This window comes from Bacillus daqingensis (assembly GCF_042654445.1).
Lineage (GTDB): Bacteria > Bacillota > Bacilli > Bacillales > Salisediminibacteriaceae > Alkalicoccus > Alkalicoccus luteus.
This window is the reverse complement of the sequence record NZ_JBHSGK010000013.1, coordinates 375,190-391,072: the sequence shown is the minus strand read 5'-3', so window position 1 is coordinate 391,072 and position 15,883 is coordinate 375,190. Positions and strand designations below refer to the sequence as shown.

At 51.7% G+C, this 15,883-nt stretch carries 13 protein-coding genes; 12 read left to right on the top strand and 1 reads right to left on the bottom strand.

All coding sequences use genetic code 11. The features are described from left to right. The first annotated feature begins 135 nt into the window (after nt 1-135). Nucleotides 136-1,443, top strand: a complete 1,308-nt coding sequence (locus ACFO4L_RS13165) for a DRTGG domain-containing protein (RefSeq protein ID WP_377910135.1) — start codon at nt 136-138, stop codon at nt 1,441-1,443. Between the two features lie 39 nt (nt 1,444-1,482). Here the strand turns inward: ACFO4L_RS13165 and ACFO4L_RS13160 are convergent, their stop codons facing one another. Further along, entirely contained in the window at nt 1,483-1,782 is a 300-nt protein-coding gene (locus ACFO4L_RS13160; protein ID WP_377910134.1) for a YtpI family protein, read from the bottom strand. A gap of 86 nt (nt 1,783-1,868) precedes the next feature. Here ACFO4L_RS13160 and ACFO4L_RS13155 point away from each other — a divergent pair, with 86 nt between their 5' ends. The 11 genes from ACFO4L_RS13155 (at nt 1,869) to citZ (ending at nt 15,799) form a co-directional block, all read left to right on the top strand. Further along, nucleotides 1,869-2,825 (top strand): DHH family phosphoesterase, encoded by a 957-nt coding sequence (locus ACFO4L_RS13155; RefSeq protein ID WP_377910133.1) that lies wholly within the window; start codon nt 1,869-1,871, stop codon nt 2,823-2,825. Nucleotides 2,826-3,128: 303 nt separating this feature from the next. Next, on the top strand, nt 3,129-6,437 hold the full coding sequence (gene dnaE, locus ACFO4L_RS13150) for a DNA polymerase III subunit alpha (protein ID WP_377910132.1): 3,309 nt from the start codon (nt 3,129-3,131) through the stop codon (nt 6,435-6,437). Nucleotides 6,438-6,556: 119 nt separating this feature from the next. Beyond that, entirely contained in the window at nt 6,557-7,768 is a 1,212-nt protein-coding gene (ystJ, locus tag ACFO4L_RS13145) for an NADP-dependent malic enzyme (protein WP_377910322.1), read from the top strand. Nucleotides 7,769-7,836: 68 nt separating this feature from the next. Further along, nucleotides 7,837-8,496 (top strand): FadR/GntR family transcriptional regulator, encoded by a 660-nt coding sequence (locus tag ACFO4L_RS13140; RefSeq protein WP_377910131.1) that lies wholly within the window; start codon nt 7,837-7,839, stop codon nt 8,494-8,496. 22 nt (nt 8,497-8,518) lie between these two features. Next, nucleotides 8,519-9,391: an acetyl-CoA carboxylase, carboxyltransferase subunit beta gene (gene accD / locus ACFO4L_RS13135; protein ID WP_377910130.1), complete on the top strand. Its 873-nt coding sequence runs from the start codon at nt 8,519-8,521 to the stop codon at nt 9,389-9,391. Continuing rightward, entirely contained in the window at nt 9,384-10,361 is a 978-nt protein-coding gene (locus tag ACFO4L_RS13130) for an acetyl-CoA carboxylase carboxyltransferase subunit alpha (RefSeq protein ID WP_377910129.1), read from the top strand. The genes accD and ACFO4L_RS13130 overlap by 8 nt, the downstream gene beginning before the upstream one ends. Nucleotides 10,362-10,492: 131 nt before the next feature. Then, a complete protein-coding gene (gene pfkA / locus ACFO4L_RS13125) occupies nt 10,493-11,452 on the top strand; it encodes a 6-phosphofructokinase (protein ID WP_377910128.1) in 960 nt (319 codons plus the stop codon). Between the two features lie 95 nt (nt 11,453-11,547). Beyond that, complete coding sequence (gene pyk / locus ACFO4L_RS13120) at nt 11,548-13,302, top strand: pyruvate kinase (RefSeq protein ID WP_377910127.1); 1,755 nt, start codon at nt 11,548-11,550, stop codon at nt 13,300-13,302. Nucleotides 13,303-13,399: 97 nt separating this feature from the next. Further along, nucleotides 13,400-13,807, top strand: a complete 408-nt coding sequence (locus ACFO4L_RS13115) for an FxsA family protein (protein WP_377910126.1) — start codon at nt 13,400-13,402, stop codon at nt 13,805-13,807. Between the two features lie 58 nt (nt 13,808-13,865). After that, nucleotides 13,866-14,336 carry a DUF441 domain-containing protein gene (locus ACFO4L_RS13110; RefSeq protein WP_377910125.1) on the top strand — a complete coding sequence of 157 codons (471 nt, stop codon included), beginning with the start codon at nt 13,866-13,868 and terminating at the stop codon, nt 14,334-14,336. Nucleotides 14,337-14,683: 347 nt separating this feature from the next. Further along, nucleotides 14,684-15,799, top strand: coding sequence for a citrate synthase (gene citZ / locus ACFO4L_RS13105; protein WP_377910124.1), 1,116 nt, complete (start codon nt 14,684-14,686; stop codon nt 15,797-15,799). Nucleotides 15,800-15,883: the final 84 nt, after the last annotated feature.

The following is a 15,883-nucleotide window of genomic DNA, read 5'->3' as shown; positions in this document are numbered from 1 at the left end:
CCCACGCCCCCAAGACTTGCTGCCATTCTTCTCCTTCTCTGCCTTGAACTCCCGTCACGGGAAACGTATACTTGTAGTAGTACAGAGTAATGATGTAAAGGTAAACAGTTTTGAAATAAAGGATGTGCGCCTGCGATGACAAAGCACGAGCAGATATTACAGTTTATCCGATCGCTGGAAGTAGGGAATAAAATATCCGTCCGGCATATTGCCAAGGAGCTTCATGTCAGTGAAGGAACAGCGTACCGGGCGATTAAAGATGCGGAAAACCAGGGAATGGTCAGTACGATTGAACGAGTCGGCACGATTCGGATCGAGAAGAAGCAAAAAGAGAACATCGAAAAGTTAACGTATGCTGAAGTTGTCAATATCGTGGAAGGAACGGTGCTTGGCGGCAGAAACGGACTTTATAAAACGCTGAACAAGTTCGTTATCGGGGCCATGAAGGCAGAGGCGATGATGCGTTACGTAGAGGCAGGAAACCTGCTGATTGTCGGCAATCGGGATAAAGTTCACCATATGGCACTTGAAGCTGGCTCAGCGGTACTCGTAACGGGTGGATTTGACACGGCGGAAGAAACAAAGCAGCTGGCAGATAAGCTGGATCTGCCTGTTATTTCAACGAGCTATGATACGTTTACTGTGGCGACGATGATTAACCGTGCTATTTACGATCAGCTGATTAAAAAAGAAATTATTGCGGTGGAGGATATCTTGATTCCGCTTGATAAAACGGATCACCTTACCCTTCAGCATACGGTGGAAAAATATCAAAACCTGAATAATCAGACCGGCCACAGCCGCTATCCGGTCATCGATGAAAATGGGAAGCTGCAGGGCATCGTGACGGCAAAGGATATAATGGGGACGAGTCCGTTTACCGATATTGAAAAAGTCATGACGAAGCAGCCGATAACCGTGACGCGGCAGACGTCTGTCGCATCCGCTGCGCATATGATGGTGTGGGAAGGAATTGAGATGCTGCCTGTCATCACGTCATCCAAGCAGCTTCTCGGGATCATCAGCCGTCAGGATGTGCTGAAAGCGCTGCAGATGATCCAGCGGCAGCCTCACGTCGGCGATACGATCGAAGATCTGGTCACCCGTCACTTGGAGGATGTTTCGGATAACCGGACAACTTTATACAAGCTCGAAGTGACGCCGCAGATGACGAATCATCTCGGAACCATTTCCTATGGTGTCATCACTACAATCGTAACGGAAGCATCCAGCCGGGTGCTGCGGAAGTACAAGAAAGGCGACCTTGTCGTGGAAAACATGACGGTTTTCTTTATGAAGCCGGTGCAGATCGATGCAAAGATTGAAATTCGGCCACGCGTTCTGGAAGTCGGCCGCAAGTTTGGAAAGGTCGACGTAGAGCTCTATTATAACGAGCAGATTGTTGGAAAAGCGATGCTGATGGCACAGCTGCTTGACCGCTAAGAAACAAAAACCTCCATGACAGATGTCATGGAGGAAGTGTCAGGCAGTCTGCTGTTTTTCTTCTTTGGCAAGCGGACTGAAGTAGCGATGCTGACGAGAGCCGAAGTAGATGTTTGCTGCACCTAAAGCAGTGAAAATCAAGCCGATCACAGCTGCTGTCGTCGTCTGATAGTTGATGTAGGCGTTAACGCCAAAGGACAGAACGAAAATGCCAAGTGAAATCGACGCTTTTGCACCATAAAGCTGGCGCTGGGCAGGCCCGTAACCGCGGGATTGAAACACTTTGAAATATACGAACGCGATCAGAGAAAAAACGATCACCAATGGGAAAATAATCATGATGCATACTCCTTTACATACTTGTAGCCTTCGTTCATTGTACCGGAGCACAAGGAAGGGCGCAACAAACAACGGGAGGGAATCCAGTGACAAAACAAGTAATTTTTAATATTTGGGATACGATTGAGAAGGCAGAGCGTATTATTATTCACCGGCACGTCAGACCGGACCCTGATGCGGTCGGCTCACAGGCAGGACTTGGCGAGCTGATTCAAGAAGCGTTTCCGGATAAGATCGTCAAGCTTGCCGGTGAAGAAGAGCAGTCGCTTACGTTTCTTTCCGGTATGGATGAGGTGACGGCAGAAGAGTACCGGGGAGCGCTCGTTATCGTGACGGATACTGCCAATGAAGCGCGAATTGATGGAGAGATTCCGGAGTCAGATACGTTGATTAAAATCGATCACCATCCAGAAGTCGATGCTTACGGTGATATTCAGTGGGTGAACACGGAAGCAAGCTCGACCTGCGAAATGATTTTCCGGCTTGCAGACGTCACCGGTATAAAAGTAACGGCTCGTGCTGCGCGGCTTCTTTTCGCAGGTATGTCGGCAGATACCGGACGATTCCGGTTTTCCAACACGACTCCGGCTACGTTCCGGGCTGCTGCGTCGTTGAGCGAGCATTCGTTTGACCGTCATTCGTTGTATAACGAAATGGATGTGACGACGCTGCCGATGCTTCGCCTGCAAGGCTACGTGCTGCAGGAAGTGGAAGTGACCGAGGAAGGGGCTGCCAAGGTGTACCTCACACGCGAGCGGATGGAATCGTTTGGTGTAACCTCGCGTGAAGCCGCTTCGATCGTAAACTGCTTTTCTAATTTGGAAGGCCTTCGGGCATGGGTGTTTTTTGTGGAAGAGGAGGATCAGATCCGTATGCGCATTCGGTCAAAAGGACCTGTGATCAACAAGCTCGCAGAAAAGTACCGCGGCGGCGGTCATCCGATGGCCTCAGGAGCAAGTGCGTTCAGCTGGGAAGAGACCGACTCCTTTTTTGACGAGCTTCGTCACGTCTGCCGTGATAGTGAAGCTGCGAACCATGCATAGATTTCCCGTTCAAGCAGACACCAGGTTACGTCAACCCGGTGTCTGCTTTTTGTCGGGATGAAGACGATCGGAAACGGTGATTGCTTGTAATAGGCTGAATAGATAACGGTCGCTTCCTTTTCGGTGGCTGCCCCAGCGCGTGATGAAAGTGGCTGCTTTTAAGCAGGTGCAGCCGGCGGCTTGCAAATCGGTTTCCAGACGAGCAGAATAGAAGAAGAATGAAACGCCTGGATGAAAGAACGTGTGTTCGTGTATAATGAAAGCAACCAAACCGTCTGTTAGAACGGGGAAAGGAAAATAGCGATGACATTTCCTCATCTTCACGTGCACAGTGAATACAGCCTGCTGGATTCGTCGGCCAGAATAGAGGATCTGGCAGTCAGGGCGGCAGCCCAGAAAGCTCCTGCACTGGCACTCACCGATAAAAACGCGATGTATGGGGTTCCGGCGTTTGCTGCAGCCTGCCGAAAAGCAGGAGTCCGTCCAATCATAGGAGCAGAACTGGACTATTCAGGAAACACGAGCCTGATCGTGCTTGCGAAAACGGCTCGCGGCTACCGCGGACTTGTCCGGCTCGTCAGCAGAATTCAGCTCCAGGATACACCGCTCGAATTCGCAGATTTGGAAGCAATTGAAGACTGTGTGATCATCCAGCCGCTTCACGAAGGACCTGTACCCTTCCTGCTTAAACAAGGAAAGCAGGAGGAAGCAGCTGTCCTGCAGGGGCAGTTCGAGCGGCTTGCAAGCGATGTGTATATAGAAGTACGCAATCATTACACGAAAGCGGACAGACATATGCTGCTCGAGCTGAGAAAGTGGCTGGAAAGCTTTCCGGCTAAAGTCATCGCGTGCAATCACGTACATGCAGTTGAGCGGGAAACGACCGACGTTCTTCCGGTGCTGCAGGCTGTTAAGCAGGGCTCACTTCTTTCTGAAACGGAGCCGGAGGCCGGATTGGAAGAAGGCTATTTGAAATCCCATACAGAAATGGAAGAAGCATTGAAGGGATGGGAGCATGCATTAACTGCGGCTGAAGAGATTGTCAGCGAATTCGCTGACAATCCGGTACCGGAGCCGGAACAGCATCTGCCAGCGTATCCGTCCGACGTGCCGGCTGATCAGCTCCTGCGGCAATGGTGCGCAGAGGCATTGGAAGCTGTCTATTCGGACCGGCTAGAGGAAGCCCAAAGCCGGCTCGACTACGAGCTGTCCGTCATCTCGTCTATGGGGTTCTCAGATTACTTCCTAATCACAGCGGATTTTATGCGCTTCGCAAAAAGAAGCGGCATTCGTACCGGTCCTGGACGCGGGTCAGCAGCAGGCTCGCTTACCGCCTACCTGCTGCAAATTACAGATGTTGATCCGCTGGCGTATAACCTGCTGTTCGAACGGTTTTTAAATCCTGACCGGGTTACGATGCCGGATATCGATATTGACTTTGCAGACTCAGACCGGGACCGCGTTATTCAATACGTGGCAGAAAAATACGGCAGGGAGCATGTAGCCCAGATTATTACGTTTGGAACGTTTGCGGCGAAAGCTGCGCTCCGGGACTCCGGGAAAGCGCTCGGCATCGATCCTTATGCGATTGACCGGGCTGCCAAGCTCGTGCCGGCCCGGCCGGGCGTGACACTCGCGGAAGCCTTTCAGCAGAAGCAGCTGGCAATGATGAAGGAGGAACACAGCCACTGGTTTCACGTTGCGGCCCGTATGGAAGGACTGCCGCGGCATACGTCGGTGCATGCAGCCGGAATTGTTATGAGCCGTGCTCCGCTGACAGAGCTTGTGCCGCTTATGCAGGGGCACGACGGCCTCGTTTTGACGCAGTATCCGATGGGAGATTTGGAGCGGATGGGGCTGCTGAAGATGGATTTTCTCGGTCTGCGGAACCTGACGCTCCTCGACAGGCTGGAAGAGCTCTCCGGGTTGTCGGCATCAAACGCCCCGCTTGACGACAGCGCCGTTTACGAGCTGCTGAGCCGGGGAGATACTTCCGGCATTTTTCAGCTGGAGTCAGAAGGCATGCAGCGCGTATTGAAAAAGCTGAAGCCGACAAGCTTTGAAGACATTGTAGCCGTCAATGCTCTCTACCGGCCGGGTCCGATGAAGTATATTCCGGACTACATTGACGGAAAGTACGGCCGCAGGCAGATCCGCTACATTCACCCGGATTTGGAGCCGGTGCTGAAGCAGACCTACGGCGTGCTCATTTATCAGGAGCAGATTATGCAGATTGCCTCGCTTATGGCAGGCTATTCGATGGGAGAGGCCGATCTGCTGAGACGGGCTGTCAGTAAGAAAAAACGCGAGGATTTAGAAGAGGGACGGCAAGGCTTTTTGAAAGGGGCCCGCAGAAAAGGCTACGAAGAAGCAGAGGCGGAGGCGGTCTATGATTTGATCGTCCGCTTTGCCGACTACGGCTTCAACCGGAGCCATGCTGTCGCCTACAGCTTTATTGCCTACCAGCTGGCCTACATGAAAGCACGAGCGCCTGAAGCGTTTTATACCGCCTTAATGGAGAGCGTGACGCATGACAAGGAAAAACTGGCGTTTCTGATTCACGAGGCAAAACGGGCCGGCATCCGGATTCTCCCGCCCTCTGTTCAGGACGGCGGTGCAGCGTTCCGCATGGAAAACGGCGCTGTCCGGCTCGGACTTCACGTTCTGCGTCACGTCAATGCGCGCGCTGCCGCTTCCGTCGAAGAAGCGAGAGGAAGCGGACCGTTTCAAAGTTTGTTTGACCTGTGCGCCCGCATCCCGGCTGTCCATCGGCAGCGGCGCTTTTTCGAAGCGCTGATCGGAGGAGGGGCGCTTGAGGCGTTCGGCGAAAATAAAGCTGTGCTGCTGGCCACACTTGATGATGCGCTGGACTATGCAGCACAGGAAGATAAAACGGCGGAGCGCGGAGAAGCTTTGTTTGCAGATGAAGAGGTAGAAACCACCTACCGGGAAGCGAAGCCGATGCCGCGCATGCAGGAGCTGCAGCTTGAAAAAGAAATGGTAGGCTGCTATATCAGCGGCCATCCGCTGGAAGAAGCTGCAGAACTGCTCGAAAAGTATGGGAGAACGGTCTGTGCAGAAGCCATTCAGCTTTCTCATAAAACACCGGTCCGTATGGCAGGAATCGTCATGTCCATCAGACAAATTCAGACAAAAAAAGGAAAACAGATGGCCTTTATGGAATTAGAAGATGAGACAGGAACGATCGATGTTACCGTGTTTCCGGAGGAATACAGCAGCTGTCAGCTAAAGCTGCAAAAACAGGAAAAGCTGTTTATCGAGGCTGTGATAGAGGAATATGAGGGAACGAGAAAGGCGATTCTGAAAAAATGTATTCTGATTGACGAGCTGGTCGACAGGCAGAAGGCTCACGAGAAGGAAACGCTGTACCTGTATATTACACCGGAAGCAGAACGCCGCAGCCTCGATAAGGTGAAGGAGCTGCTGGAAGACACCCCGGGAAGTGTTCCCGTTGTGCTCAAATACGGCGCAGCAGGGGAGCTTGTCCGTCTGTCTGAAATGTGGAACGTGAAGCCGGATGATCGTCTGGTGGACCGCCTCGGTGCCCTGCTTGGAAAAAAACATGTCTTTCTGAAAAGACCGAGGGTGTAACGCGTTCGAGAATCTGCTATAATAAGTGATGGCTCATGGTGGTCAGACCACCTGAAAAATGGATCTTGATACAGAGGAGAGTGGCGACTGTGCCTACATTGAGAGAAGAAGCACTGCACATGCACCGAATGAAAAAAGGGAAAATCGAAACGACGCCGAAGGTACCGGTACGAAACGCCGACGACCTTTCACTCGCTTACTCCCCGGGAGTGGCAGAGCCTTGCAAAGCGATTTTCGATGATCCTCAAAGCGTGTATGACTACACGGTTAAAGGAAATATGGTAGCAGTCGTATCGGACGGCACAGCTGTCCTCGGTCTTGGAAACATTGGACCGGAAGCAGCGATGCCCGTTATGGAAGGAAAGGCCGTTCTGTTTAAATCATTTGCAGGAGTCGATGCGTTCCCAATCTGTCTGGACACCAACGACGTGGATGAAATCGTCCGCACAGTTAAGCTGATGCAGCCGACTTTCGGCGGAGTGAACCTGGAAGATATCGCAGCACCGCGCTGCTTTGAAATTGAAGAACGTCTGAAGCGGGAGATGAACATTCCGGTTTTCCACGATGATCAGCACGGAACGGCCATCGTTACAGCGGCAGGTCTTGTGAATGCGCTCAAGATCAGCGGCAAAGCGATGAAAGAAATACGTGTTGTCATCAACGGAGCCGGAGCAGCCGGCATTGCAATTATGAAGCTGCTGCAGAGCATGGGCTGCAAGGATATCATCCTGTGTGACTCGAAAGGTGCTATTTATGAAGGCCGTCCGTACGGCATGAATGACCTGAAGCACGAAATTGCCCAGGTCACCAACAGCCAGCACCTTGACGGCAAGCTGGGGGAAGTGATTGCAGACAGCGATGTGTTTGTCGGAGTATCCGTTGAAGGAGCGCTGACGAAAGAAATGGTGGAAAGCATGAACGAAGACCCGATTATTTTTGCTATGGCCAATCCGGTGCCGGAAATCATGCCGGAGGATGCAAAAGAAGCTGGCGCGAGCGTGATCGGAACAGGCCGTTCCGACTTTCCGAACCAGGTAAACAACGTGCTGGCGTTCCCTGGAATTTTCCGAGGCGCACTCGACGTCAATGCGACGCATATCAATGAAGAAATGAAGGTAGCAGCAGTGAAGGCGATTGCCGATCTCGTAGCTGACGCCGAACGGCACGCAGATTACGTGATTCCTGCTCCGTTTGATAAGCGGGTAGCACCAGCAGTAGCGAAGGCTGTTGCGCAGGCAGCTATGGAGACCGGCGTTGCCCGGCGTCAGGTAAATGCGGAGGAGGTTGCCGAGAAAACCCGCCGCCTGACAATGATTGAGCACGATGCCTGATCACCTGCTGAAGCTGTCCCCGTTCCGGCGGACAGCTTCTTCGCCATTTAAGGAAGGAGGCTGGCAGCTTGACAGCAGGATCGAAAGTATACGTTCGTATATTGGAACATATCGAAACGATGATTATGCAGGGAAATCTGGAGGCAGGAGACCGGCTCCCGTCTGAGCGGGAGCTCGCGGAGCGGCTTCAGGTTGGGCGTTCCTCTGTTCGAGAAGCGTTCCGCGCTCTGGAACTTCTGGATTTGATTGAAACAAGAAAAGGAGAGGGAACCTTTCTCCGCCAGGCCGGAAGCCACCGCCTTGCTGAGATTCTTGCGGGCTTCTTTTTAAAGGACGCAAAAGCCCGACAGGATCTTGCCGAGACGAGGCGTATATTAGAAGTGGAAGCAGTCAAGCTTGGCTGTGAGCGTGCAGAGCCGGAAGAGCTGGAAGCACTGCAGAAGCTGGTGTCTTCCTCGCTGGAGACAGGGCAGGACGGCTATTTTATCGATGAAGATATTCAATTTCACAAGTCGCTTGTCGCACTGAGTAAAAATAGGCTTCTGCTGAACATTTGGCGTCCGCTCGTAGAGTACAGCCGGGAGGCGCTGAAACAGTCCCTTTCCAGAGAAGGACGCACCGTTCACGCCTGGGAAGAGCATCGTGACATTCTGGAAGCCATTCGTGAAAAAGACAGTACCCGGGCAGCTGATGCGTTGAACCGGCATTTGAGCAACAGCCGGTTTTAACCGGGGAAGAGGAGGAATCAGCATGATACGAGATTTGTTTTCTAAAAAAGGCCGTAAAGCAAAAGTACCATCCAAAAAAGGCAAAAACGATGTACCGGAAGGAATTATGGCGAAGTGTCCGGAATGCCGTTCCATTTCCTACATAAAAGAGCTTCGTAAAAATGACATGGTCTGTGACCAGTGCGGCTATCATCATCGTTTAACTGCGGGAGAACGGCTTCACTGCACAATCGATGAAGGCTCGTTTGAAGAATTTGACTCCGGCATGATTGCCAAAGACCCGCTGGGCTTCCCGGAATACAAAGAGAAGTCGCAAAAAGACCGGGAGAACTCCGGGTTGAACGAAGCGATCGTGACCGGACGTGCAGCGATCGAAGGCAGACCGGTGATCATCGGCGTGATGGATGCCGGATTCCGTATGGGCTCGATGGGCTCAGTCGTCGGAGAAAAAATCGTCCGGGCCTGCGATCAAGCTGTAAAAGAGCGGATGCCGCTGCTATTGTTCGCAGCTTCCGGAGGAGCACGTATGCAGGAAGGCGTCGTCAGTCTGATGCAAATGGCAAAAACGAGCACAGCGCTTCAACGCCTGGACGAAGCAGGACTTCCATTCATCAGTATTATGACCCACCCGACGACAGGCGGTGTGTCTGCAAGCTTCGCTTCGCTCGGGGATATCAACCTGGCAGAACCAGGTGCTTTAATCGGCTTTGCAGGGCGCCGTATCATTGAACAAACGATCCGACAGAAGCTGCCGGATGATTTTCAGACTGCAGAATTTTTGCTGGAGCACGGTCAGCTAGATAAAGTGGTTCACCGGCACGACATGCGCGGGACGCTGAGCCTGCTTCTTGCTGTACATGAACCTGCTGGAAAGGAGCGTGATGGAGATGGCTGAACACCTGTCATTTGAAAAGCCGATTATTGAACTGCGTGCAAAGATCACGGAGCTGAAGCAATTTACGGCTGAAAAAGAAATTGATTTAAGCGGTGAAATCGAAAAGCTGGAAAAGCGGCTCGAACAGCTCGAAGAAGATATTTACGGAAACATGAAGCCGTGGGACCGGGTTCAGCTGGCTCGTCATTCCCAGCGGCCGACGACGCTCGACTACATTCATCAGCTTTTCACAGGATTTATGGAGCTTCACGGTGACAGGCTGCACGGCGACGACGAGGCAATCGTTGGCGGCGTTGCCATGTTTGAAGGTACGCCTGTAACGGTAATAGGCCACCAGCGGGGCAAGGATACGAAAGAGAATATCAGACGTAACTTCGGCATGCCGCATCCAGAAGGCTATCGTAAAGCGCTCCGGCTCATGAAACAGGCCGAAAAATTCAGCCGTCCCGTTGTCTGCTTTATCGATACAAAGGGGGCTTACCCGGGTATGGCCGCTGAAGAGCGGGGCCAAAGCGAGGCGATCGCCCGCAACCTGCTGGAAATGGCCGGCCTGCAGACGCCGATAATCTGCGTAGTGATCGGTGAAGGAGGCAGCGGCGGAGCACTTGCGCTCGGCATTGGGGACAGACTGTTTATGCTGGAAAACTCGACTTATTCCGTTATCTCACCTGAAGGAGCTGCGGCACTGCTATGGAAGGATGCCGGACAGGCGAAGCGCGCAGCCGAAACGATGAAAATTACAGCGCCGGACTTGCACGAGCTTGGCATTATTGACAGCGTGATTCCAGAAGTGCGAGGCGGCGCCCACCGTGATTTATACGCGCAGGCTGAGGCAATCCGCCAAGTACTGGAGCAGAGCCTGCAGGAATTGCTAAAATTGGATAAAACTGCACTCGTTGAGCAAAGGCACGAAAAATTTAATCGCATCGGAGAGTTCGATGATGTAAACGATGCCATTACCGAAGAATAGGGATTCTTGTCGAAACCGCGCTGTGATGCAGGCTCCAGTCGTCGTCTGATGTCTATTGTGTTTGAAAATCGAAAGTGGTATTTTTAACTCATGCAAGAATATGATGCTTAAGGACGAGGTGAATGCAGTCGATGAAACGTATTGGAGTATTAACCAGCGGCGGGGACTCACCCGGCATGAATGCCGCGATCCGCGCGGTGGTACGAAAAGCGATTTATCACAACTTGGAAGTGTACGGAATTTACTACGGCTTCCAGGGACTGATTAATGGAGATATTGAAAAGCTGGAGCTCGGGTCTGTCGGGGATATTATCCACCGCGGCGGCACGAAGCTGTATACAGCTCGATGCGAAGAGTTTAAGACAGAAGAAGGGCAGCTTAAAGGGATTGAGCAGCTGAAGAAATTCGGAATCGAAGCACTTGTCGTGATTGGCGGCGACGGCTCTTTTCAAGGTGCAAAAAAACTGGCAGAGCGCGGTTTTCCAACAATTGGCGTTCCAGGCACGATTGATAACGACATTCCGGGAACGGACTACACGATCGGCTTTGACACAGCCTTGAATACAGTGATTGATGCAGTCGATAAAATCCGTGATACCGCTACTTCCCATGAACGGACGTATGTCGTGGAAGTAATGGGCCGCGATGCCGGTGATCTGGCTCTTTGGGCCGGGCTTGCAGACGGTGCCGAAACAATCATGATTCCAGAAGTGAATGAGAATATGGAAGAGATTGTAAAGCGATTGAAGCGAGGGCATGACCGCGGGAAAAAGCACAGTATCATTCTCGTAGCAGAGGGAGTCGGATCCGGAGTGGAAATCGGCCGCCAAATTAAAGAAGCTACCGATTTGGAAACGCGTGTGACGGTTCTTGGTCACATTCAGCGCGGCGGTTCTCCGACGGCGCAGGACCGCGTACTTGCAAGCAGGCTTGCAGCTAAAGCAGTAGAACTGCTGCTCGTAGGTGAAGCAGGCCAGATGGTCGGAATTGAAGATAATAAGCTTGTTTATCATCCAATTGATGACGCACTTGCGAAAAAAAAGACGCTCGACCAGGAAATGTACCAGCTTTCGAAGGAGCTTTCTATTTAAACAAACATGGTGCCACGCACCCGGCTGGGACGCCTTCAGGGCGGTCCTGGCTTTTGTATGGGCACCCTGCCCACAACTGAAGGAGGAACAAACGTATGCGTAAAACGAAAATTGTATGTACGATCGGACCGGCCAGTGAATCGAAGGAAAAGCTCGCCGAACTGATTGACTCAGGAATGAACGTCGCCCGCCTTAACTTCTCGCACGGTGATTTTGACGAGCACGGCGCACGTATTAAAAACATTCGTGAAGCAGCAAAGGCGGCAGGCACAGACACGGCCATCCTGCTTGATACAAAAGGACCGGAAATCCGTACACAAACAATTGAAGGCGGAGCGGTAGAGCTTGAAAAAGGCCAGAAGCTGCGCGTATCGATGGAAGAAGTGACGGGGAACAAAGACGTTATCTCCATCACGTATCCAGGACTTGTAAATGACGTTCATGTCGGCTCCAAGCTGCTTCTGGACGATGGACTGATCGAGCTGCTCGTTACTGAAATCAAGGACACAGAGCTCGTGACAGAAGTGCTCAACAGCGGAGAATTGAAGAATAAAAAAGGCGTAAACGTTCCAAATGTGAGCGTGAACCTGCCTGGTATTACGGAGAAAGATGCAGCGGATATCGAATTCGGCATTGAGCAGGACGTTGATTTTATCGCCGCTTCCTTCGTTCGCCGTGCATCTGACGTGCTGGAAATCCGCGAGCTGCTTGAGAAGCATCATGCCGAGCACATTCAGATTATCCCAAAGATTGAAAACCAGGAAGGCGTCGACAACATCGAAGAAATTCTCGAGGTATCTGACGGCCTGATGGTTGCCCGCGGGGATCTCGGTGTGGAAATTCCGTCTGAAGAAGTACCGCTCGTCCAGAAAGATCTGATCAAGCGCTGCAACCGGCTCGGGAAGCCGGTCATTACCGCGACACAAATGTTGGATTCGATGCAGCGCAACCCGCGTCCAACGCGTGCAGAAGCATCTGATGTCTTTAATGCGATTCTCGATGGTACCGATGCGATTATGCTTTCTGGTGAAACGGCAGCAGGTCTGTATCCGGTAGAATCTGTTCAGACGATGCAGAATATTGCGCTTCGTGCAGAAACAGCGATGAAGCATGAAGATGCGCTCCGCCGCATTACGAAGGAAAGCGACCGCACGATTACAGAGGCGATCAGCCAGTCGGTGGCCCATACAGCGCTGAACCTGGAAGCTTCTGCTATTCTGACAGCTACGCAAAGCGGTCATACGGCACGCATGATCTCCAAGTATCGTCCGGAATCGGTTATCATTGCTGTTACAAGCAGTGCACGAGTCAGCCGGGCGCTGTCACTCGTTTGGGGCGTTCACAGCCAGATCGGCCAGCCGGTCAGCTCAACGGATGAAATGCTGCAGCTTTCTGTTGATGAAGCACTCAAATCGGGCCACGTGAAAAACGGCGATCTCGTCGTGATCACAGCCGGTGTACCAGTGGGCGAGCAGGGTACGACAAACCTGCTTAAGGTGCACGTCATCGGAGAAGTAGTCGCTCAAGGTCAGGGAATCGGCCGTAAAGTAACAAAGGGTGCTGTAGTCGTCGCAGACTCAGCTGAAGAAGCAATCAGCAAAATGAAGCAGGGAGATATCCTTGTAACCAACAGTACGGACCGCGACATGATGGAAGCATTTGAGAAAGCAGCAGCCGTGATTACCGAACAGGGCGGCCTGACGTCGCATGCGGCTGTAGTCGGCCTCAACCTTGGTATTCCGGTAGTCGTCGGTGTGGAGAACGCCCGGGCTTCCTTCCAGGATGGGGACGAGGTTACTGTCGACGGCACGCAAGGAAAGATTTACAAAGGCTCTGCGAGTATTCTATAATAGAAGAAGCGAGCAGGTTATTCAGACGTGAAAAAGAGCCAGGCTCTTTTTCACGTCTTTTTTCAAAGCGCGTCTCGTAGGAAAGGAAGGAACCACTGTGAAGAAACTTCTGCTTTTACTGCTGATTGTTGTACCGACGCTTGAAATGATCGTGATTCTGCTGTCATGGAACTTCATCGGCTTGTTTTGGACGATCATCCTCATCATTCTGACCGGTGTTCTTGGTGCATGGCTTGCGAGAAGAGAAGGTCTGCAGGCTATTCGAAAAGCCCAGCTGCGATCCTCCCAGGGACAGATACCGGGCAGTGAAATTCTGGACGGGGTTTGTATTCTGATTGGTGGTATCGTACTGTTGACGCCAGGCTTTATCACGGATACGCTTGGTTTTCTTCTGCTTATCCCGCAGACCCGCGAAATGTTTAAGGCACTGCTTCAGCGCATGTATGAGCGTATGATTCAGGCCGGAAATGTCTATGTCATCAATACACAGAACGGCAGACGATAGCTGTTGCAACCGCCGGATAGGCGGTTTTTTTCTGTTCATAACGAAAGGAAGTGGTTCGATGAATCAGGCGCTTGTCTTTATGCTGCTTTTACTTGCGGTCGGATTCTTTGCTCGCAATGTCACGCTGATGACAGCGGTCGCCGTACTGCTGATCCTATACTACGGCGGAATGGCGGGCAGTGTGCTGCCGTTTTTGCAGGAAAGAGGCATCCAGATCGGGGTGACAATTATTACGATTGCTGTGCTGGTTCCGATCGTAACCGGTGAGATCGGCCTTCAGGATCTGCGGCAGGCAATGGGCTCTTCGTATGCCTGGATCGCACTCATATCGGGCGTGTTTGTCGCTGTGATTGCGTCAAACGGCATCGACCTGCTGCAAAGCGACCCGCATATTACCACGGCGCTCGTATTTGGTACCATTCTTGCGGTCGCCCTGTTTGGAGGCGTCGCGGTCGGTCCGGTAATCGGTGCAGGCATTGCTTATTTAGCGATGCGGGCTGTTCAATTTTTTTTGGGACTAATCGGTTGAGCCAAGGATCTGTATTTATACACATTAAGGTATAATCGTGCAATTGTGAGCCGGGGCAGGAAACGTTCTGCACCGGCTTCTAATCGAAGGGCTACTGCGACGGCTGTCGAAAACTGTATGAATCTTCTTGTCGATTTCAGAACTTTTCGATTCACAAAAATACGAAAAATGGTATAATAGGAATCGTGACACTGCCAAATACATAGAAGAAATGGTTTGGTTTCTGCGGTTAATGTTTTTCGTAACCGCTTTCTATTATCCAGGAAAGCCGGACGAAAACGCACGCCGGCTGCTTCCTTTGTTCAACCCGGGCTTGGCCCGTATTTTGTGTGTAAAGGAGAGATAGCATGAGTCAGACTAAAGGGTTAGAAGGTATTGTTGCAACACAGTCGCAGGTCAGCTCCATCATTGACGGGGTTTTGACATACCACGGCTACAATATTGACGATCTTGCGGACAACGCATCATTTGAGGAAGTTGTCTACCTGCTCTGGAATAACCGTCTTCCGAATAAAGAGGAACTGGATGCATTTGCTAAAGAGCTTGCTCAGGCTTCCAAGGTACCGGATGAAGTGCTCGATCAGCTGAAGTCATTTCCGATCGACAAGGTGCACCCGATGGCTGCCCTTCGTACGGCGGTTTCCAATCTTGCTCTGTTTGATGAGGAAGCAGATGAGATGGAAGAGGAAGCAAACCGCAGAAAAGCAGTAAAACTCCAGGCGCAGCTTCCAACAATTGTGACGGCTTTCTCGCGTATCCGCCAGGGGAAAGAGCCGGTCGCTCCAAAACCGGAACTCAGCTTTGCTGCGAATTTCCTTTACATGCTGAACGGAGAAGAGCCGGATGAAATTTCCGAGAAGGCCTTTAACAAGGCGCTTGTGCTTCACGCGGATCACGAGCTGAATGCTTCCACGTTTACAGCGCGCGTTTGTGTAGCAACGCTTTCCGACGTATACTCCGGTGTAACAGCTGCAATCGGCGCCCTGAAAGGTCCGCTGCACGGCGGAGCCAACGAGCGCGTAATGGCGATGCTGAGCGAAATCGGCGATGTCGATAAAGCGGAAGCATATATCAAAGAAGCTCTCGCCAATAAAGTGAAAATCATGGGCTTTGGTCACCGCGTTTATAAAAACGGCGACCCTCGTGCCAAGCACCTGCGTGAAATGTCCCGTCAGCTGACGGAAATTACCGGGGAATCCAACTGGTATGAGATGAGCGTTAAGATTGATGAAATCGTAACAAATGAAAAAGGGCTGCTGCCAAACGTCGATTTCTATTCGGCTTCTGTTTACCACAGCCTCGGCATTGAGCACGACATTTTTACGCCGATTTTTGCAGTAAGCCGTGTGTCCGGCTGGCTTGCTCACATTCTTGAGCAGTATGCAGACAACCGTCTCATCCGTCCGCGTGCAGAATACACTGGACCGGATAAGCAGGAATGGATCCCGCTCGAGAAACGATAATCACATAAAGGCGGCGGGGCTGTATCGATACAGCCCTGTCCTTTATGATATATTTGTGAAGGAACGAACTATATTTAGGAGGTT